Annotated in this window: 14 protein-coding genes and 3 rRNA genes; 3 read left to right on the forward strand and 14 right to left on the reverse strand. The window is 67.1% G+C overall.

The genetic code is table 11. From position 1 onward, the window contains the following. Window positions 1-179 precede the first annotated feature (179 nt). The 6 genes from U5640_RS19080 to U5640_RS19105 all read right to left on the reverse strand — a co-directional run bounded on the left by U5640_RS19080 (window position 180) and on the right by U5640_RS19105 (window position 5,303). Window positions 180-1,241 (reverse strand): lysophospholipid acyltransferase family protein, encoded by a 1,062-nt coding sequence (locus U5640_RS19080; RefSeq protein ID WP_340376970.1) that lies wholly within the window; start codon window positions 1,239-1,241, stop codon window positions 180-182. A gap of 14 nt (window positions 1,242-1,255) precedes the next feature. Further along, window positions 1,256-2,350 (reverse strand): NAD-dependent epimerase/dehydratase family protein, encoded by a 1,095-nt coding sequence (locus tag U5640_RS19085; RefSeq protein ID WP_340376971.1) that lies wholly within the window; start codon window positions 2,348-2,350, stop codon window positions 1,256-1,258. Window positions 2,351-2,667: 317 nt separating this feature from the next. After that, window positions 2,668-2,766 carry an AURKAIP1/COX24 domain-containing protein gene (locus tag U5640_RS19090; RefSeq protein ID WP_003948845.1) on the reverse strand — a complete coding sequence of 33 codons (99 nt, stop codon included), beginning with the start codon at window positions 2,764-2,766 and terminating at the stop codon, window positions 2,668-2,670. Window positions 2,767-2,888: 122 nt separating this feature from the next. Then, the gene (locus tag U5640_RS19095) at window positions 2,889-3,101 is read right to left on the reverse strand and encodes a helix-turn-helix domain-containing protein (protein WP_004984898.1); all 213 of its coding nucleotides are present in this window, start codon (window positions 3,099-3,101) and stop codon (window positions 2,889-2,891) included. A gap of 129 nt (window positions 3,102-3,230) precedes the next feature. Next, entirely contained in the window at window positions 3,231-4,049 is an 819-nt protein-coding gene (locus U5640_RS19100; RefSeq protein WP_340376972.1) for a phosphatase, read from the reverse strand. A gap of 90 nt (window positions 4,050-4,139) precedes the next feature. Continuing rightward, window positions 4,140-5,303, reverse strand: coding sequence for a histidine kinase (locus U5640_RS19105; protein WP_340376973.1), 1,164 nt, complete (start codon window positions 5,301-5,303; stop codon window positions 4,140-4,142). 295 nt (window positions 5,304-5,598) lie between these two features. Between U5640_RS19105 and U5640_RS19110 the strand changes: the two genes are divergently transcribed. After that, entirely contained in the window at window positions 5,599-7,335 is a 1,737-nt protein-coding gene (locus U5640_RS19110; protein ID WP_340376974.1) for a PQQ-binding-like beta-propeller repeat protein, read from the forward strand. Between the two features lie 203 nt (window positions 7,336-7,538). Here U5640_RS19110 and U5640_RS19115 read toward each other — a convergent pair whose 3' ends face one another. The 7 genes from U5640_RS19115 to U5640_RS19145 form a co-directional block, all read right to left on the reverse strand. Then, on the reverse strand, window positions 7,539-8,711 hold the full coding sequence (locus U5640_RS19115) for an acetoin utilization protein AcuC (protein ID WP_340376975.1): 1,173 nt from the start codon (window positions 8,709-8,711) through the stop codon (window positions 7,539-7,541). Further along, a complete protein-coding gene (locus U5640_RS19120) occupies window positions 8,662-9,897 on the reverse strand; it encodes an MFS transporter (protein WP_340376976.1) in 1,236 nt (411 codons plus the stop codon). The genes U5640_RS19115 and U5640_RS19120 overlap by 50 nt, the downstream gene beginning before the upstream one ends. A gap of 66 nt (window positions 9,898-9,963) precedes the next feature. Continuing rightward, window positions 9,964-10,680 carry a VC0807 family protein gene (locus tag U5640_RS19125; RefSeq protein WP_340376977.1) on the reverse strand — a complete coding sequence of 239 codons (717 nt, stop codon included), beginning with the start codon at window positions 10,678-10,680 and terminating at the stop codon, window positions 9,964-9,966. Window positions 10,681-10,749: 69 nt separating this feature from the next. Continuing rightward, on the reverse strand, window positions 10,750-11,394 hold the full coding sequence (locus tag U5640_RS19130; protein WP_340376978.1) for an HAD family hydrolase: 645 nt from the start codon (window positions 11,392-11,394) through the stop codon (window positions 10,750-10,752). A 63-nt stretch (window positions 11,395-11,457) separates the two neighbouring features. Further along, a 5S ribosomal RNA gene (rrf, locus tag U5640_RS19135) occupies window positions 11,458-11,574 on the reverse strand. Between the two features lie 84 nt (window positions 11,575-11,658). After that, window positions 11,659-14,779 (reverse strand): 23S ribosomal RNA (locus U5640_RS19140). Window positions 14,780-15,072: 293 nt separating this feature from the next. Beyond that, window positions 15,073-16,598, reverse strand: a 16S ribosomal RNA gene (locus tag U5640_RS19145). Together the 16S, 23S and 5S rRNA genes form the textbook arrangement of a ribosomal RNA operon. Before the next feature lie 846 nt (window positions 16,599-17,444). On the opposite strand from U5640_RS19145, the gene trpS reads away from it, so the two are divergent. Further along, complete coding sequence (gene trpS, locus U5640_RS19150; RefSeq protein WP_340376979.1) at window positions 17,445-18,488, forward strand: tryptophan--tRNA ligase; 1,044 nt, start codon at window positions 17,445-17,447, stop codon at window positions 18,486-18,488. Here the strand turns inward: trpS and U5640_RS19155 are convergent. Continuing rightward, complete coding sequence (locus U5640_RS19155; RefSeq protein ID WP_340376980.1) at window positions 18,410-19,423, reverse strand: helix-turn-helix domain-containing protein; 1,014 nt, start codon at window positions 19,421-19,423, stop codon at window positions 18,410-18,412. The two genes, trpS and U5640_RS19155, sit on opposite strands and share 79 nt — an antisense overlap. 75 nt (window positions 19,424-19,498) lie before the next feature. On the opposite strand from U5640_RS19155, the gene U5640_RS19160 reads away from it, so the two are divergent. Beyond that, window positions 19,499-20,083 carry a cysteine hydrolase family protein gene (locus U5640_RS19160; protein WP_340376981.1) on the forward strand — a complete coding sequence of 195 codons (585 nt, stop codon included), beginning with the start codon at window positions 19,499-19,501 and terminating at the stop codon, window positions 20,081-20,083. The last annotated feature ends 2 nt before the right edge of the window (window positions 20,084-20,085 follow it).

The raw sequence follows: 20,085 nt of genomic DNA on the forward strand, positions 1-20,085 counted from the left end.
CAACGCCGTACCCGCAGGGCCTCTGCGGAATCACCTCTGATCAGCAGGTCAGCAGGTCAGCAGGTCAGCAGGTCAAGAGAACACCGACCGCTGCGCAGGCCGCGGGCTGCGGCAACCGGCACCGTCGGCCGGCTCCCGGCAGCCGGCCGACCGGTCACCAGCCACCGGCCCCACCCCGGTCAGAAGAACACCGACCGCCGCTGCACCAGCAGCTTGTACAGCGTGTGCTGGATCTGTTCCCGTACCTGGTCGGTCAGGTTGAACATCAGCATCGGGTCCTCCGCCGCCTCCGGCGGATAGCCGTCCGTCGGAATCGGCTCCCCGAACTGGATCGTCCACTTCGTCGGCAGCGGCACCGCCCCCAGCGGCCCGAGCCACGGGAAGGTCGGCGTCAGCGGGAAGTACGGGAACCCGAGCACCCGCGCCAGCGTCTTCGCGTTGCCGATCATCGGGTAGATCTCCTCCGCCCCGACGATCGAGCAGGGAATGATCGGCGCCCCCTGGCGCAGCGCCGTCGAGACGAAGCCGCCCCGGCCGAACCGCTGGAGCTTGTAGCGTTCGCTGAACGGCTTGCCGATGCCCTTGAAGCCCTCCGGCATCACCCCGACCAGCTCCCCCGCCGCGAGCAGCCGTTCCGCGTCCTCCGCACAGGCGAGGGTGTGCCCCAGCTTGCGCGCCAGCTCGTTGACGACCGGCAGCACGAACACCAGGTCGGCCGCGAGCAGCCGCAGATGACGGCCCGCCGGATGCCGGTCGTGGACGGCGACCTGCATCATCAGACCGTCCAGCGGCACCGTCCCCGAGTGGTTGGCGACGATCAGCGCCCCACCCTCCGCCGGGATGTTCTCGATGCCCTTGACCTCGACCCGGAAGTACTTCTCGTACACCGGCCGCAGCAGCGACATCAGGACCTGGTCCGTGAGCTCCTCGTCGTAACCGAAGTCGTCGACCTCGTAGTCGCCCGTGAGCCGCCGCCGCAGGAAGGACAGCCCGCCCGCGATACGCCGCTCCAGGCCCCCCTCGTCCCGCGCATCCGTCGTCACAGGAACATCATCCTGCTCAACGGACCTGGTGGGCAGGGGCTGGACCTCGCCGATCTCGCCGGCCTCGGCAAGCTCACGGACCGGCGCGGGCTCACCGTTCTTGCGCCGGCTCCCCACACCCCGGCGCCGCGGCGGCCGCGCCGAGGCGCCCCCGCGGGTCCGGTCGTCGTCGAACGGAATGACCTTGGCGTCCGCCATCGTTGATGCGCTCCTCAGTTGGCGCTCGGCGTCGAGGGATGGACCACGGAGGGACCGGGACCGCTGCCGGAGCCCCCGCGGGCGAGCGGCGGCAGCGCACCGACCCGGTCGACGGCCCGCGCGACGGCCTCGGGCGGCAGCAGCCCGGGCCCCTGACTGCGCGCGAAGTCCGCGAACGTCTCCGCCGTCGTGTACCGCGGGCTGAACCCGAGCGTCTCGCGCATCTGCGTCGTCGACACGACCCGGCCATGGGTCAGCAGCCGGATCTGCTCGGGCGAGAAGTCCGTCATCCCCAGCGTCCGCACGAGCGAGCCCGCCCAGGTGACGGCCGGCAGCAGCAGCGGCACGGTGGGCCGCCCGAGGCGCCGCGAGCACTGCGACAGCAGCAGCACCCCGTCCCCGGCGATGTTGAAGGTCCCGCTGTTGAGCGTGCCGCGCTCCGGCTCGTGCGAGGCGATCCGCAGCACCTCGATCACATCGTCCTCGTGCACGAACTGCAGTCGCGGGTCGTAGCCGAGCACGGTCGGCAGCACGGGCAGCGCGAAGTACGAGGCGAGCGGGGTCTCGGCGGTCGGCCCCAGGATGTTGGCGAACCGCAGCACACACACGGCCACATCGGGCCGTCGCCGCGCGAACCCGCGCACGTACCCCTCGACCTCGACGGTGTCCTTGGCGAACCCGCCGCTGGGCAGGGACTTGGCGGAGGTGGTCTCGGTGAACACGGCGGGATCCCGGGGCGCGGACCCGTACACATTGGTACTGCTCTTCACCACCAGCCGCTTCACACCGGGCGACTTCTGGCACGCGCCGAGCAGCTGCATGGTCCCGATGACGTTGGTCTCCTTGACCGTGGTCCGGCTGCCGCTGCCCAGCGCGGTCGCCGTCACATCGAGGTGGACGACGGTGTCGGCGCCGCTCTCGGCCAGCACGCGCGCGATGGTGGGCTGCCGGATGTCGGCCTGGACGAACTCGGCACCGCCCAGATGGTGCTCCGGCCGCACGGCGTCCACCCCGACGACCCGCTCGACATCCGGGTCACGCTGAATCCGTCGGACGAACCGGCCCCCCAGCTGGCGGGCCACTCCGGTCACGAGCACGACCTTCCCCAAGACCAGCGCCTTCCTCTCGTCCGCACTGATGCACTGCTCGTACCCTGCCGCGTTCCCCGTGTGCGGGCCAACCTATCGGGTCGATGTTGCGCTGCGATGACCGACCGATGCACGACGTGACGGCAGGAGACGCCATGGACCCGGCCATACGACCAGATCAGCGGGGCTCTCCCCGCCCCACCCCGTCCAGACACGCGCACGGCATTCAGCCCACCGCACACCACCCGGACATGCGTGTGGCCCCCGCCGGCAGAGCCGACTGGGGGCCACACCACGCTTCCGCGGCTCGCGCGTCGCGAAGAAGTGAAGGACGGGCCTTACTTCTTGTTACGACGCTGAACGCGCGTGCGCTTGAGCAGCTTGCGGTGCTTCTTCTTGGCCATCCGCTTGCGCCGCTTCTTGATAACAGAGCCCACGACTACCCTCGCTCACTTCTCATCACTCGGTGTTTGGGCGCCATGGGCCCATACGACCTACGAGGGGCCAGCCTACCCGTCCGAGCGCCGAGGTCGTAATCGAGGGCTCCGGAGGGAGTCCGTCAGGCGGTTTCCACCCCCACATAGCTCTCGCGGAGGTACTCGTGGACCGCTTGCTCGGGGACGCGGAACGACCGCCCCACCCGGATCGCGGGCAGATGACCGCTGTGCACCAGCCGGTACACGGTCATCTTGGACACTCGCATCACCGAGGCGACTTCCGCCACGGTAAGGAACTGAACCTCGTTCAGAGGCCTTTCGCCTGCTGCAGCCATGACACACCTGAACCTTCCGCACTCGACGGCCACCGGCTTCCCCTTCCGGTGACTCTTCGTCGTTGCGTGCTCACTCCCCAATGTAGGGGCGGGTGATGCGAGTGGGGAAGAGGTGCACCCATCGCAGGCCTACTGTGACAGACACGCTCGATTGAGTACGTAGCGGGTCAGCGGCAGGTAGTAATCGGACCGCACGCCGTCATCAAGTGGAACGACGACGGATACGGCCCCCTCCGCCTCCCCCACGAACAGCGCCGGGTCATCCGTGTCCGCCAGCCCGATGGCCTCGACCCCCAGCTGACCTGCACCGCAGACCCAGCCGTGGTCCCCGATCACAAGATCGGGCAGCACCCCGCCCTCCTCGGCGGCCGCCCCGAGCGCCACCCGAACCGGCAGCGGGGAATGACTGTGCACGGGGGTCGCACAACCGGCGTGTTCGCCATCGCGCTCCCGCACGACCCCGACCCCTCCGACGTAGTCGAGATGGCACGTGCGTAGACCGAACCGGGTCGTTATGTCGACACAGCGACCCTGCGCCGGGGTGAGGACACTCACTCCCACCGCCGACAAAGCGTCTGCGAGCCCGGCGTAGAAACCCAGCAGCCGGTCCGGGTGCCCGGTCCCGAGCAACACGCTCCCACCACGCTGGGCAACCGCCCCCAACCGCTTCCCGAAGGCATCCAGCGCGGCGACGGTCCGCTCGGGATCAATCACATCCTGCCCTGAAACACACAGCGGATCGTCCGAAACCCCACACTTCTCCGCCATCAAGGCGACCAACTCATCGACTCCCCAGTCCCCTTCGGGACACACCCCGATCAACACCCGCGGATCCCGGACGGCGAACCCCCGATACCTCCGCAGACTCACCTCCCGAGCGGTCCCCACCACCCCCGCCAGCCCCACCCCGAGGAGATAACCCCGAATCCCACCCACACCCTTGAACACCCTCCCGATGCTCCCTCACCCCCGACTCCTCAGCCCTGGAACGCGGGGAAGTGAGCACGGTTGGCGTAAAGGGCACCGACCGGGGGGTCGTCAGGCGGGAGTCCCGTCCGCTTCCGTGCCGGCCGGGTGGGGGATACGGGCGGCCAGGCGCCAGGAGCCCCCGCCGGCCGGTCCCACGGTCAGCCGGCCGCCGAGGGCGCTGACGCGTTCGCGCAGACCGACCAGCCCGAAGCCGGAGCCGACCGCGGCCGCCGGCCCGGGGAGACCGGCGGGGTTGGTGACCTCCACCAGCGTGGCCGGCGCCCGGTAGTCGATCGTCATGGTCACCGGGGCACCCTCGGCGTGCTTGCGGGCGTTGGTCAGGGCTTCCTGCGCGATGCGGTACACGGCCAGGCGGTGGGTCGTGGGCGCGTCCTCCGGCCGGCCCCGGGTCGTCAGGGCAAGGGACTGGGAGGCGGCGCGGGCGTCGTCCACCAGCTGCCGGACGTCTCCGGGAACCGGCGCGGGTACGGCACCCGAACCGTTCGGTGCGGTGCCGGACGTGTGCAGCACACCGAGCACGTCCCGCAGATCGGTGAGCGCTTCCGTGGAGGCGCCCCGCAGCAGGGCCAGTCGTTCGGCGACGGGTTCGGGCAGGGTGTCGCCGCGGGTGGCCAGCACGCCCGTGTGCAGGGCGATCAGGCTGAGCCGGTGAGCGAGGACGTCGTGCATCTCCGCCGCGATCCGAGACCGCTCCGCGACCCGCGCGGTCTCCTCGCGCAGCTGCGCCTCGACGCGCAGGTGCTCCACGTCCGCGGCCAGCGCCCGCACCAGACGCCGACGGCTGCCGATCCACAGGCCGACGACATACGCGAAGGCCCATAGGAACAGTGCGGTGACGTACCCCCGCTCGTCCCACAGCCGGGTCGGCGGAAAGCCGACGAGGTTGGCACCCAGCGCGGCGGCGACGCAGAGGCCCGCCGCCCGCGTCCGGCGGCCCACGGCCAGGTCGTACAGGACAAGAGCCAGCAGCAGCGTGCCGATCGAACCCCACCCCGCGGTGACCGCGGCGACCACGACGGGCGCGACGGGCCAGCGCAGCCGCGGCACGAGCAGCACCACCGCACACGCCACCGCCGAGGCACTGAGGGGGACCACATACCGGCCCTCGCCGGCCAACCGCGCGCCGCCCACTGCGGCGGCTGCGGCGAAGAACACCACGACCGCGCCACGCCCGACGGCCAGCACCCTCGCCTGTATCTCGCTGCTGTTCACCGGCAGAATCCTAGGCAGGCATCCGCCCGCCGCCCCTCGACGACCGACGACGCCCACCCCCTACTTTCGTCGAGGAGAGCGGCCGAAGAACGGCGGATCTGCCGCTGATCGAAGCAGCCCGTGATCTGTAGCGGCCGGCCCCGGACACACCGGCCCGGAGGCCGCCGGGGATACCGCCGTACGGGTGGACCCCATGGGCCGGCCCGGACGGCATCACCGGCAGCGCTCACCGTCCCACCGATCATGACGGTCGGCGGGACGGGCCCGCCCACGGACGACCCGGGCGGAGCGGCGGATGCACAACAGATTCGGTGTCCTGGCATCGGTGGTGACGGCCTGTCTGGCGACGAGCAGTCTCGTCGCGCCCTGCTCGGCCGCCTCTGAGAAAACCCGCACCGCCGACGTCACCGCGGTCTCCAAGGACAGCTACCGCACCGGCTGGGACCCCGACGAGCCCGGCCTCGCGCCCGGCCAGGTCTCCAGCCCGGACTTCGGCCGGCGGTTCTCCACCGCTGTCGACGGACAGGTCTACGCCCAGCCGCTGGTCGTCGGGAACACGGTCGTCGTCGCCACCGAGAACAACAAGGTGTACGGCCTGGACTCGGCCACCGGCGTGGTCATCTGGACGAAGAGCCTGGGCGCCGCCTGGCCCGCCTCGGCCATCGGCTGCGGCGACCTCGTGCCGAACATCGGCGTCACCGCGACCCCTGTCTACGACCCGGCGACGGGCACGGTCTACCTCACCTCCAAGACCGACGACGGCGCCGACGTCCAGCACCCCAACTGGTACGTCCACGCCCTCGACGTCACCACCGGCGCCGAGCGCAGCGGCTGGCCGGTCAAGGTGGCCGGCGCCCCGGTCAACGACCCGGGCCGCCCCTTCGACGCCTACACCGCGATGCAGCGCCCCGGCCTGCTGCTGATGGACGGCGCGGTGTACGCGGGCTTCGGCTCCCACTGCGGCCACGCCCCCTACGTCGGCCATGTCCTGCGGGTCGACACCGCCACAGGCACGACCACCCTGTGGTCCACCGTGACCTCCTCCGCCAACGGCAAGGGGGGCGTCTGGATGAGCGGTGGCGGCCTGGTCTCCGACGGGCCCGGCCGCATCCTGCTCTCCACGGGCAACGGCACCTCCCCGGCGGCCGGCCCGGGTGCGCAGCCGCCGGGCCAGCTCGGTGACTCCGTCGTACGCCTCGGTGTCAACAGCGACGGCACGTTGTCCGCGCAGGACTTCTTCAGCCCCTCCAACGCCCCCCTCCTCGACCTGCTCGACGCCGACCTCGGCTCCGGCGGCCCGGCCGCCCTCCCGGACGACGCCTTCGGCACGGCCCAGCACCCGCACCTCCTGGTACAGATCGGCAAGGACGGCCGGCTGTTCCTCCTCGACCGCGACGACCTCGGCGGCCGCAGCCAGGGAGCGAGCGGCGCCGACAAGGTCCTCGGCACCTTCGGCCCCTACGAAGGCGTCTGGGGTCACCCGGGCGTGTACGGCGGAGAGGGCGGCTACGTCTACACGATCGGCGGGAACGGCCCGCTGCGCGCCTTCAAGTACGGCGTGAACGGCGCCGGCCTGCCCGTGCTCGGCGACGCCGGCCGCTCCACCGAGACCTTCGGCTTCGCCTCCGGCTCCCCGGTGATCACCTCCACGGGCACCACCCCCGGCTCGGCGGTCGTCTGGGCGGTGTACGCGGACGGTTCGAGCGGCGCGAACGGCCAGCTGCGCGCGTACGAGGCCACACCGGTGGACGGCACCCTGAAGAAGCTGTGGTCGGCCCCGATCGGCGTCGCCTCCAAGTTCTCCGTCCCCGCCACCGACGGCGGCCGCGTCTACGTCGGCACTCTCGACGGCCACGTCCTCGCCTTCGGCCGTCCCGCCGGCACCGCGCTCACCGCCAGGCCCGTGCGCTCCGGCGACACGCCGACCGGCGGTGTCCCCGGCCACGCCCTGACCTCCGCCCCCTGGGCTGCCGACCCCCGTCTCCTGGAGCGCGCCCGCGTCCGGACCGCACCGCCGACCCCACGCCGGTGACGAGTCCCCGGCCCTCGGCCGGGACGCCGCCGGGGAAGCTGCTGTTCGCCTTCTTCGCAGCGATGGCGGAGACCGAGCGGGAGAACATCCGCGGTCGACACTCGAAGGGCTCGACACCGCAGCGCGGGCCGGTGACCCGGCGGGCGGGCGCCTCTCACCCCACCGAGTCGGTCGGGCGGGTGGGCAGAGCCCGCGAAAACCCCCTACGCCAACAACCCCCGCAACGGAAAAACCGCCCGCCGCGTAGCCAGCACCGCCTGATCCAACCGATCCGCAGGGTCGTACCCCGCCTCCCACTCCCGCCAGGACACCGGCCACCGCCCATCACTCATCCGCACCGGCGCCAACTGCCTGGTCCGAGCAAACACCTCCGCCCGCCAGCTCTCCGGAATCACCGTCTCCGGCGCCACTTCCCTCCCCGCCGCGATCCCCACCAGATGCGCCCACGACCGCGGCACCACCTCCACCACCGCGTAACCACCCCCACCCAACGCGACCCACTTCCCCCCGGCGTACTCATGAGCCAGCTCATGACACGCCACCTGCACGGCCCGCTGCGCGTCCAGCGACACCGCCAGATGTGCCAGCGGATCTTCGAAATGCGTATCGGCCCCGTGCTGCGTCACCAGCACGTCCGGCCGGAAATCAGCGATCAGCTCCGGCACCACCGCATGGAACGCCCGCAACCACCCCGCGTCCCCCGTCCCCGCCGGCAACGCCACATTCACCGCCGCCCCCTCCCCGGCCCCCGCCCCCGTCTCCTCCGGCCACCCCGTCTGCGGGAACAACGTCCGCGGATGCTCGTGCAACGAGATCGTCAGCACCCGCGGATCTTCCCAGAACGCCGCCTGCACCCCGTCCCCGTGATGCACGTCCACATCGACGTACGCGACCCGCCGGGCCCCCAGCTCCAGCAACCGCGCGATGGCCAACGACGCGTCGTTGTAGATGCAGAACCCCGACGCCCCACCGGGCATCGCATGGTGCAGCCCACCCGCGAAGTTCACCGCGTGCAGCGCGTCCCCCCGCCACACCGCCTCGGCCGCCCCCACCGACAATCCGGCGATGACCGACGACACCTCGTGCATCCCCGGGAACGCCGGATCGTCCATCGTCCCCAGCCCGTACCCCTGGTCCGCCGCCGCGGGGTCCGCCGAAGCCGCCTTCACGGCCTCGACGTAGTCCTCCCGGTGCACCAGCCGCAGCGTCGAGTCCCCGGCCGGCTTGGCGCCCACGACCGCCAGCTCCCGGTCGAGCCCGAGGGCGCCGACCAGCTTCCGGGTCAGCTCCAGCCGTACCGGATCCATCGGATGGTCCGGGCCGAAGTCATAGCCCGTTACTGCCTCGTCCCACATCAGCTGTGCGCGGCCGCTCATGCCCGCCACCGTATCGGTCCGGTTGAGCGACGAACGACCTGGCGTACACCAACGTCACCAGCACCAACACCATCGGCACCACCATCGCCCCCCGATAGCTCCACGCGTCCCCCAGCGCCCCCACCAACGGCGACCCCACCAGGAACCCGACGTAGTTGAAGACGTTCAGCCGGGCGATGGCCGCGTCCGACGCCCCCGGGAACAACCGCCCCGCCGCGGCGAAGGTCTGCGGCACCAGCACACACAGCCCCAGCCCCACCAGCGTGAACCCGCCCATCCCCACCCAGGCCCCCGGCGCCACCGCCACCACCGCGAAGCCGGCCGCCGCCACCAGCGCGCCCAGCCGCACCACGGCCGCCGCCCCGAAGCGCCGTACCCCGAAGTCCCCGATGGTCCGCCCGACCAGCGTGGTCACCATGTAGACGTTGAACGGCACGGTCGCGAGCTGCTCCGAGCTCCCCAGCACGTCCTGCAGATACTTCGCGCTCCAGTTGGAGACGGTCGAGTCCCCGATGTAGGTGAAGGACATCACCAGGCACAGCGGCAGCAGCAGCTTGAAGACGACGCCCCCACCGTCCCGCCCCGTCTCCTCCTCGACGCCCCCGGCCCCGTTCCCGGCGTCCGCGGGGCCCCCGTCGACGTACCACCGACTGGCCACCAGCACCGCCGGCAGCAGCACCACGGCCACCGGCAGATACGACAGCCACAGCGCCAGATGCCAGTGCGCACCCACCCACGCCAGCGACGCCCCCACGATCCCGCCGAGGCTGTACGCCGCATGGAAGCTCAGCATGATGCTGCGCCCGTACGTCCGCTGGAGACTCACCCCGAGCATGTTCATGGAGGCGTCGAGCGCCCCGACGGCGAGCCCGAAGACGGCGAGCGAGAGCGCCAGGACGGCCAGCGCGTCCCCGGACCCCACTCCGACCAGCGCCAGCAGCACGACCGGCTGGGACCAGCGCAGCAGCCGGCTGGCGGGTATCCGCTTCACCAGCTGCTCGGTCGTCACACTCCCGACCCCGGCCAGCACGGGCACCGCGGCGAGGAAGATCGGCAGCTGTCCGTCCGACACGCCGTACCGGTCCTGGATCGCCGGAATCCGGGTCACGAGCAGAGCGAACGCGGCCCCCTGCGCAAAGAAACTGAACGCCAAAGAGGCCCTACCGCGCCGCAGCACTTCTGTCATGGCGGCGAGCGTAGGGCCCCGGCGTACCCGTGGGTAGATCCAGCCAAAGATGAATTTCCCTCAGCTTTACTTCGCGCCGACCAGAACCGGCATTCCCTGCCCCTGGACCTCCCGGTCACCGGCCTCCGCAGTGATCACCCCCGCCATGGGCCCGGCGGCCAGCCCGCCACTGAGCACGACCCCGGCCCCGATGGCCACGGCCATCACCACGGACCCCAGCCACACCATCGTGTCCACGGGCACCGTGTACGCCCCCACGACCCGCACCACGCACTCCGCCAGCAGCACGACGCCCCAGACCACCGAGTAGACCCGCTCGGCCCGCAGGAAGGCCGAGGAGCGCTCCGACCCGCCCGCCAGCAGCCGCTCCCAGGCGGCCTCCCGGTCGGCCTTCCCCTTCACCAGGAACGGCTTGAGCCCCGCGGTCATCATCGGCCTCCCCAGCCCCACGGACACGAGGATCCCGATGCCGACCGTGCTGCTGATCGCGCTGTCCTTGGCGAGCATCAACCGCGGGTCGCCGGCGACGAAGCTGAGCAGCAGCCCGACGACGTTCACCAGCAGGATCAGCCCGGCGAGCGCGTTGACCCTGCGCTCCTTGACCACGCTCCACACCGTCCGGACCGCGGGCCCGAGGCTGCTCCAGGCGAGCGCCGCGAACGTGCTCACCCCGAACGCGTTCTTGAGCAGGTAGTACGACCCGATCGGCACCGCCACGTCCATGAGGAGCGGCGCGAAGGCGTTCGTCTTCTTCTGACCCTGGTCAACCGTGTTCGTCGTCATGCCCTCAGCTTCGCCGCAGGCAGGGGGCCGCCAGTAGAAACGATCGTAAGCAACTCGGCATGACAAATGTCAGGCCAGCAGCCCCGGCAACTCCCCCATTCCGGAGAAGAGTTGCGACGCACCGGCGAGCTTCGCGGCCGGCGTCATCGCGGTGAACGCGAGCACGTCCATCCCGGCCGCCACCGCCGCCCGGACCCCGAGGGGGGAGTCCTCCACGACCACGCACCGCCCGGGAGCGACCCCCATCCGCTCGGCGGCGTACAGGAACAGATCGGGCGCCGGCTTGCCCTTCCCCACGTCCTGCGCGCTGAAGATCCGCCCCTCGTCGAACCACCGGTCCAGCCCGGTCGTCCGATGCCCCACCCGAATCCGTTCATGACTCCCGGAGGACGCCACGCAGTACGGCACCTCGTCCGCAGCCAGCTTCTCCAGGACGTCGACGACCCCGGCGACGGCCACCAATTCCCGCTCGAACGCGGCGAACACCCTCCGGTGGAAGACCTCGTCGAAGTCGGCCGGCAGCCGCTCCCCCGTCCGCGCCTCGACCAGGTCGTGGACCCGGTGCATGGCCGACCCCATGTAGTCCCGGATGGAGTCCTCGTAACTGGTGGGATGCCCGAGCTCGGTGAGATAGGCGGCCAGCAGCCGGTTGGAGATGGGTTCGCTGTCCACCAGCACGCCATCGTTGTCGAAGATCACCAGGTCGTAGCGCATGTAATGAACCCTAAACGCAGAAAACCCCCGCACCATACGGTGCGGGGGTCTCCCGGAATGATTGTTCGGCGGTGTCCTACTCTCCCACAGGGTCCCCCCTGCAGTACCATCGGCGCTGTGAGGCTTAGCTTCCGGGTTCGGAATGTAACCGGGCGTTTCCCTCACGCTATGACCACCGAAACACTATGAAACTGTCAGCCGCACCGTATGTGGCATACGGGGCTGTTCGTGGTTTCAGAACCAACACAGTGGACGCGAGCAACTGAGGACAAGCCCTCGGCCTATTAGTACCGGTCACCTCCACACATTACTGTGCTTCCAGATCCGGCCTATCAACCCAGTCGTCTACTGGGAGCCTTACCCCATCAAGTGGGTGGGAGTCCTCATCTCGAAGCAGGCTTCCCGCTTAGATGCTTTCAGCGGTTATCCCTCCCGAACGTAGCCAACCAGCCATGCCCTTGGCAGAACAACTGGCACACCAGAGGTTCGTCCGTCCCGGTCCTCTCGTACTAGGGACAGCCCTTCTCAAGACTCCTACGCGCACAGCGGATAGGGACCGAACTGTCTCACGACGTTCTAAACCCAGCTCGCGTACCGCTTTAATGGGCGAACAGCCCAACCCTTGGGACCGACTCCAGCCCCAGGATGCGACGAGCCGACATCGAGGTGCCAAACCATCCCGTCGATATGGACTCTTGGGGAAGATCAGCCTGTTATCCCCGGGGTACCTTTTATCCGTTGAGCGACGGCGCTTCCACAAGCCACCGCCGGATCACTAGTCCCGACTTTCGTCCCTGCTCGACCCGTCGGTCTCACAGTCAAGCTCCCTTGTGCACTTACACTCAACACCTGATTGCCAACCAGGCTGAGGGAACCTTTGGGCGCCTCCGTTACTCTTTAGGAGGCAACCGCCCCAGTTAAACTACCCATCAGACACTGTCCCTGATCCGGATCACGGACCCAGGTTAGACATCCAGCACGACCAGAGTGGTATTTCAACGACGACTCCACCTGAACTGGCGTCCAAGCTTCACAGTCTCCCACCTATCCTACACAAGCCGAACCGAACACCAATATCAAACTGTAGTAAAGGTCCCGGGGTCTTTCCGTCCTGCTGCGCGAAACGAGCATCTTTACTCGTAGTGCAATTTCACCGGGCCTATGGTTGAGACAGTCGAGAAGTCGTTACGCCATTCGTGCAGGTCGGAACTTACCCGACAAGGAATTTCGCTACCTTAGGATGGTTATAGTTACCACCGCCGTTTACTGGCGCTTAAGTTCTCAGCTTCGCCGAGACGAATCTCGACTAACCGGTCCCCTTAACGTTCCAGCACCGGGCAGGCGTCAGTCCGTATACATCGCCTTACGGCTTCGCACGGACCTGTGTTTTTAGTAAACAGTCGCTTCTCGCTGGTCTCTGCGGCCACCCCCAGCTCGGAGAGCAAGTCCCCTCACCAGACGTGGCCCCCCTTCTCCCGAAGTTACGGGGGCATTTTGCCGAGTTCCTTAACCATAGTTCACCCGAACGCCTCGGTATTCTCTACCTGACCACCTGAGTCGGTTTAGGGTACGGGCCGCCATGAAACTCGCTAGAGGCTTTTCTCGACAGCATAGGATCATCCACTTCACCACAATCGGCTCGGCATCAGGTCTCAGCCACATGTACGACGGATTTGCCTATCGCACGGCCTACACCCTTACCCCGGGACAACCACCGCCCGGGCTGGACTACCTTCCTGCGTCACCCCATCACTCACCTACTACAAGTCTGGTCCGTCGGCTCCACCACTCCCCTTTGCCCGAAGGCTCCGGGGCGGCTTCACGGACTTAGCATCGCCTGGTTCGATGTTTGACGCTTCACAGCGGGTACCGGAATATCAACCGGTTATCCATCGACTACGCCTGTCGGCCTCGCCTTAGGTCCCGACTTACCCTGGGCAGATCAGCTTGACCCAGGAACCCTTAGTCAATCGGCGCACACGTTTCTCACGTGTGAATCGCTACTCATGCCTGCATTCTCACTCGTGAACCGTCCACAACTACCTTCCGGTGCTGCTTCACCCGGCACACGACGCTCCCCTACCCATCACAGCACCCGTTGGGGCTATATACTGCAATGACACGACTTCGGCGGTACGCTTGAGCCCCGCTACATTGTCGGCGCGGAATCACTAGACCAGTGAGCTATTACGCACTCTTTCAAGGGTGGCTGCTTCTAAGCCAACCTCCTGGTTGTCTCTGCGACTCCACATCCTTTCCCACTTAGCGTACGCTTAGGGGCCTTAGTCGATGCTCTGGGCTGTTTCCCTCTCGACCATGGAGCTTATCCCCCACAGTCTCACTGCCGCGCTCTCACTTACCGGCATTCGGAGTTTGGCTAAGGTCAGTAACCCGGTAGGGCCCATCGCCTATCCAGTGCTCTACCTCCGGCAAGAAACACACGACGCTGCACCTAAATGCATTTCGGGGAGAACCAGCTATCACGGAGTTTGATTGGCCTTTCACCCCTAACCACAGGTCATCCCCCAGGTTTTCAACCCTGGTGGGTTCGGTCCTCCACGAAGTCTTACCTCCGCTTCAACCTGCCCATGGCTAGATCACTCCGCTTCGGGTCTTGAGCGTGCTACTGAAACGCCCTGTTCGGACTCGCTTTCGCTACGGCTACCCCACCCGGGTTAACCTCGCAACACACCGCAAACTCGCAGGCTCATTCTTCAAAAGGCACGCAGTCACGAGAACAAGGCAAGCCTTGTTCCGACGCTCCCACGGCTTGTAGGCACACGGTTTCAGGTACTATTTCACTCCGCTCCCGCGGTACTTTTCACCATTCCCTCACGGTACTATCCGCTATCGGTCACCAGGGAATATTTAGGCTTAGCGGGTGGTCCCGCCAGATTCACACGGGATTTCTCGGGCCCCGTGCTACTTGGGTGTTTCTCAAGCGAGCCGTACAGATTTCGACTACGGGGGTCTTACCCTCTACGCCGGACCTTTCGCATGTCCTTCGCCTATCCATACGGTTTCTGACTCGCCGACCAGCCGGCAGACTGGTCAAGAGAAATCCCACAACCCCGCATGCGCAACCCCTGCCGGGTCTCACACGCATACGGTTTGGCCTCATCCGGTTTCGCTCGCCACTACTCCCGGAATCACGGTTGTTTTCTCTTCCTGCGGGTACTGAGATGTTTCACTTCCCCGCGTTCCCTCCACACTGCCTATGTGTTCAGCAGCGGGTGACAGCCCATGACGACTGCCGGGTTTCCCCATTCGGAAACCCCCGGATCAAAGCCTGGTTGACGACTCCCCGGGGACTATCGTGGCCTCCCACGTCCTTCATCGGTTCCTGGTGCCAAGGCATCCACCGTGCGCCCTTAAAAACTTGGCCACAGATGCTCGCGTCCACTGTGCAGTTCTCAAACAACGACCAGCCACCCATCACCCCCGAGCAACAACCCGGAGTTCACTGGGGCCGGCATCCGAGGGTTCATTCCCTCAGACACCCAACAGCGTGCCCGACCCGATCTGTCCGTCCTCTCCACGTTCCACGCCGAAGCAGTACTAGCAGGAGACATCCAGACCGTGCCGAATAATCAACGTTCCACCCATGAGCAACCAGCACCGGACGTTCGCCGGTGTACTGGCCTCTGGACCGCAGAGCGGCCTAGAAGTGCTCCTTAGAAAGGAGGTGATCCAGCCGCACCTTCCGGTACGGCTACCTTGTTACGACTTCGTCCCAATCGCCAGTCCCACCTTCGACAGCTCCCTCCCACAAGGGGTTGGGCCACCGGCTTCGGGTGTTACCGACTTTCGTGACGTGACGGGCGGTGTGTACAAGGCCCGGGAACGTATTCACCGCAGCAATGCTGATCTGCGATTACTAGCAACTCCGACTTCATGGGGTCGAGTTGCAGACCCCAATCCGAACTGAGACAGGCTTTTTGAGATTCGCTCCACCTCACGGTTTCGCAGCTCTTTGTACCTGCCATTGTAGCACGTGTGCAGCCCAAGACATAAGGGGCATGATGACTTGACGTCGTCCCCACCTTCCTCCGAGTTGACCCCGGCGGTCTCCTGTGAGTCCCCATCACCCCGAAGGGCATGCTGGCAACACAGGACAAGGGTTGCGCTCGTTGCGGGACTTAACCCAACATCTCACGACACGAGCTGACGACAGCCATGCACCACCTGTACACCGACCACAAGGGGGGCACTATCTCTAATGCTTTCCGGTGTATGTCAAGCCTTGGTAAGGTTCTTCGCGTTGCGTCGAATTAAGCCACATGCTCCGCTGCTTGTGCGGGCCCCCGTCAATTCCTTTGAGTTTTAGCCTTGCGGCCGTACTCCCCAGGCGGGGAACTTAATGCGTTAGCTGCGGCACCGACGACGTGGAATGTCGCCAACACCTAGTTCCCACCGTTTACGGCGTGGACTACCAGGGTATCTAATCCTGTTCGCTCCCCACGCTTTCGCTCCTCAGCGTCAGTAATGGCCCAGAGATCCGCCTTCGCCACCGGTGTTCCTCCTGATATCTGCGCATTTCACCGCTACACCAGGAATTCCGATCTCCCCTACCACACTCTAGCTAGCCCGTATCGAATGCAGACCCGGGGTTAAGCCCCGGGCTTTCACACCCGACGTGACAAGCCGCCTACGAGCTCTTTACGCCCAATAATTCCGGACAACGCTTGCGCCCTACGTATTACCGCGGCTGCTGGCACGTAGTTAGCCGGCGCTTCTTCTGCAGGTACCGTCACTTTCGCTTCTTCCCTGCTGAAAGAGGTTTACAACCCGAAGGCCGTCATCCCTCACGCGGCGTCGCTGCATCAGGCTTTCGCCCATTGTGCAATATTCCCCACTGCTGCCTCCCGTAGGAGTCTGGGCCGTGTCTCAGTCCCAGTGTGGCCGGTCGCCCTCTCAGGCCGGCTACCCGTCGTCGCCTTGGTGAGCCGTTACCTCACCAACAAGCTGATAGGCCGCGGGCTCATCCTTCACCGCCGGAGCTTTCGACCCTCACAGATGCCTGCGAGAGTGATATCCGGTATTAGACCCCGTTTCCAGGGCTTGTCCCAGAGTGAAGGGCAGATTGCCCACGTGTTACTCACCCGTTCGCCACTAATCCACCCCGAAGGGCTTCATCGTTCGACTTGCATGTGTTAAGCACGCCGCCAGCGTTCGTCCTGAGCCAGGATCAAACTCTCCGTGAATGCTTCTCACGGGAGCGGAACAGTCGGAGGAATGATCCGACCGTTCACAGCGTCCTCGCTGTATTTTTTTCAAAGGAACCTCATCCTCGGCTATCACTGCCGGGGACGGGGTATCAACTAATCTGGCGTTGATTTTTGGCACGCTGTTGAGTTCTCAAGGAACGAAAGCTTCCTTTGTACTTGCCTGAGAGACTCTCTCAGGTTTTCCTCCGGGCTTCCCTTCGGTCTTGCGTTTCCGACTCTATCAGATCTTTTCTCGATCCGATTTCCTCGGCGCTTTCCAGGTTCCCGCTTTTGTTTCGCGGTTTCCTTTCCGGCGGTTCCGACTCTATCAGATCCTTTCGGCGTCTGATTCCCAGTCAGGGGGCTTGTCCTCCCGGCCCTTCGGCCGTTCCGACGAGTGAGACTTTAGCGGAGTCCTGGCTCCCGAAGCCAATCGGGGGCCGTGTTCATTCGAACGCGGATTCCTCATTTCGCGAATACACATGCCAATGACACGGCGGCAGACGAAACGACTGCTCGTCGAGGAGTGGTTGGTACTTGCGGAATGGCTGTCCGGGGACCGACCGGGGTCGGCGCTCACGTCGGACAGCTCGGAGAACACTACGTACCGGGCCGAGGTGTGTCAACCCGCCTCCCCAGGCACTCTCGGGGCGTAGTGTGGACGACATGACCACGCGTACGTACACCCAGCTCTGGTGGGCCGCCTGACGGCGGCCGCGCTCACGTACGTGTTCAACGGCCGCCGCCTCGGCGGCCGTTTCTCGTATCCCCCTCCGGGACCAGCGAGGGTCGGGCCGACCGGGACGGCGGCCTCGACCTAGAAGTCCAGCAGGAGGAGTGGAGATGACGAGGGTCTTCAGCGGGATCAAGCCGACCGGGCATCTGACCCTGGGGAACTACCTGGGCGCCATGCGGCAGTGGGTCCAGGCCGACCAGCACCGTTCGGACGCCTTGTTCTGTGTGGTCGATCTGCACGCGCTGACCGTGGACCACGATCCGGCACGGGTGCGCCGGCTGAGCCGGCAGGCCGCGACGCTGCTGCTGGCGGCAGGGCTGGATCCCGAGCTGTGCACCCTCTTCGTGCAGAGTCATGTCGACGAGCACGCGCGGTTGTCGTATCTGCTGGAGTGCGTGGCCACCGACGGCGAGATGCGGCGGATGATCCAGTACAAGGTGAAGGCCGCGCAGGAGCGGGAGCGCGGGGGGAGCGTGCGGCTGTCGCTGCTGACGTACCCGGTGCTGATGGCGGCGGACATCCTGGCGTACGGGACCGACGAGGTGCCGGTGGGGGACGACCAGGCGCAGCACGTGGAGCTGGCGCGGGATCTGGCGGTGCGGTTCAACCAGCGGTACGGGCACTCGTTCGTGGTGCCGCGGGCGACGTTGCCGGCGGTGGCGGCTCGGGTGATGAACCTCCAGGACCCGGGGTCGAAGATGGGGAAGAGCGATGACTCGGGGCCGGGGATCGTCTATCTGCTCGACGAGCCGGATGTGGTGCGGAAGAAGATCATGCGGGCCGTCACGGACAGCGGGCGGGACGTCGTCTACGACCGGGAGGGGCGGCCGGGGGTCGCGAATCTGTTGGAGATCCTGGCCGCCTGCACGGACGGGAACCCGTCGGAGCTGGCGTCCGTTCATCGGTCGTACGGCGCTTTGAAGGCGGCCGTGGCGGAGGCCGTGGTCGAGGTGTTGGGGCCGGTGCGGGCAAGGCACCAGGAGTTGTGTGCGGATCCCGGTTATGTGGAGGGGGTGCTCCGGGATGGGGCGGACAAGGCGCGGGAGATGGCGCGTCCGGTAGTGGACGGTGCTTATCGCGCGATCGGGTTGCTGCCACCGGTGGCTGCGGCGGAGCCCGTGTCGGGCAGAGTGCTGAACGCGGCTCGGTAGGCGCGCGGGCTGGTGGCGAGGCGCGAGGCGAAGTGCTGGCGCATCGTGACCTCGCTGCCGAAGCCGGCGCGGCGGGCGACCTCGGGCATGGGGAGGTCGGTGCGTTCGAGGAGTTTCTGGGCTGCCGCGATGCGCTGGTCGAGGAGCCAGCTGAGGGGGGTGGTGCCGGTGGCGGCGGTGAAGTGGCGGGCGAAGCTGCGGGGTGACATACCGGCGTGAGCCGCCAGATCGGCGACGGTGAGTGGTTCGTGCAGTCGGCGCAGGGCGTGTTCGCGTACGGCGGCGAGCGTGTCGGCGTCGCGGTCGGCGGGCGTGGTGGGGTGCTCGATGAACTGTGCCTGGGAGCCGGTGCGGAAGGGGGCGGTGACCATGGAGCGGGCGATGGTGGCGGCCGCTTCCGCGCCGTGTGAGCGGCGGACCAGATGGAGGCAGAGGTCGATGCCGGCTGCTGTGCCCGCGGCGGTCCAGATGTTGTCGTCCTCGATGAAGAGGGCGTCGGGGACGACGTTGACCTGGGGGTGGTGGGTGCGGAGGGTGTCGATGAGGTCCCAGTGGGTGATCGCGCGGCGGCCGTCGAGGAGGCCGGCCTGGGCGAGGGTGAAGGCTCCGCCGCAGAGTGCGGCGAGGGTGGTGCCGCGGGCGTGGGCGTGGCGGAGTGCGTCGAGGACCGGGGGCGGTGCGGGGGTGAGGTGGTCGTCCAGGCCGGGGACGAGGATCAGGTCCGCGCGGGTGAGCCAGGTGAGGGTGCGGTCGGGGTGCAGGGCGAGTCCGCCGCGCATGGGGACGGGGGTGGTGTGGCTGGCGACGCGGCGCAGGTCGAAGGCGGGGACGCCGCGGTCGGTGCGGTCGTTGCCCCAGACCTCGGTGATGACGGAGACGTCGAAGGCGCGGATGCCGGGGAAGGCGACGAGGGCGACGCGGTGGGCGGAGGCCATGGCTGGCAGTAAACCATCGATCGCTGGCTTTTGTACCTCTGGGGTGGGTCGGGTGCCGGCGGCAGGATCGTGGGCATGGACATCGCAGAGAACGCAGCACTGGTGGTCGTGGACGTGCAGAAGGGCTTCGAGGAGGCCGACTTCTGGGGGCCGCGGAACAATCCGGGGGCCGATGAGAACATCGCCGCGCTGATCGACGTATGGCAGGCGTCGGGGCGGCCGGTGGTGTTCGTGCGGCATGACTCGGTGATGCCGGGGTCGCCGCTGCGGCTGGGGTACGAGGGGAACGAGCTGAAGCCGTATGTGGAGGAGAGGAGGGGCAAGGGTGCCGGTGCCGAGCTGTTCGTCACGAAGACCGTGAACTCGGCTTTCCTCGGGACGCCTGATCTGGGGGCCTGGCTGGGGGCCGCGGGGATCTCGCAGATCGTGCTGGCCGGGATCCAGACCAACATGTGCGTGGAGACGACGGCCCGGATGGGCGGCAATCTCGGGTACGACGTGGTGGTGGCGTTCGACGCGACGTACACGTTCGACCTGGAGGGGCCGTTCGGCTGGCGGCGCAGTGCGCAGGAGTTGGCGCGGGCGTCGGCGGTGTCGCTGCACGGGGGCGGGTTCGCACGGGTGGTGACCACCCAGGAGGTGGTGGACGCGGCGCGGTGACC

This window comes from Streptomyces sp. SS7 (assembly GCF_037993025.1).
GTDB lineage: Bacteria > Actinomycetota > Actinomycetes > Streptomycetales > Streptomycetaceae > Streptomyces.

What these genes read in the sequence shown, in the direction of transcription:
- U5640_RS19080 (WP_340376970.1), bottom strand. Translation starts at nt 1,241, where the DNA reads ATGGCGGACGCCAAGGTCATTCCGTTCGACGACGACCGGACCCGCGGG.
- U5640_RS19120 (WP_340376976.1), bottom strand. Translation starts at nt 9,897, where the DNA reads ATGACAGAAGTGCTGCGGCGCGGTAGGGCCTCTTTGGCGTTCAGTTTC.
- U5640_RS19115 (WP_340376975.1), bottom strand. Translation starts at nt 8,711, where the DNA reads ATGAGCGGCCGCGCACAGCTGATGTGGGACGAGGCAGTAACGGGCTAT.
- U5640_RS19110 (WP_340376974.1), top strand. Translation starts at nt 5,599, where the DNA reads ATGCACAACAGATTCGGTGTCCTGGCATCGGTGGTGACGGCCTGTCTG.
- U5640_RS19095 (WP_004984898.1), bottom strand. Translation starts at nt 3,101, where the DNA reads ATGGCTGCAGCAGGCGAAAGGCCTCTGAACGAGGTTCAGTTCCTTACC.
- U5640_RS19125 (WP_340376977.1), bottom strand. Translation starts at nt 10,680, where the DNA reads ATGACGACGAACACGGTTGACCAGGGTCAGAAGAAGACGAACGCCTTC.
- trpS (WP_340376979.1), top strand. Translation starts at nt 17,445, where the DNA reads ATGACGAGGGTCTTCAGCGGGATCAAGCCGACCGGGCATCTGACCCTG.
- U5640_RS19130 (WP_340376978.1), bottom strand. Translation starts at nt 11,394, where the DNA reads ATGCGCTACGACCTGGTGATCTTCGACAACGATGGCGTGCTGGTGGAC.
- U5640_RS19155 (WP_340376980.1), bottom strand. Translation starts at nt 19,423, where the DNA reads ATGGCCTCCGCCCACCGCGTCGCCCTCGTCGCCTTCCCCGGCATCCGC.
- U5640_RS19160 (WP_340376981.1), top strand. Translation starts at nt 19,499, where the DNA reads ATGGACATCGCAGAGAACGCAGCACTGGTGGTCGTGGACGTGCAGAAG.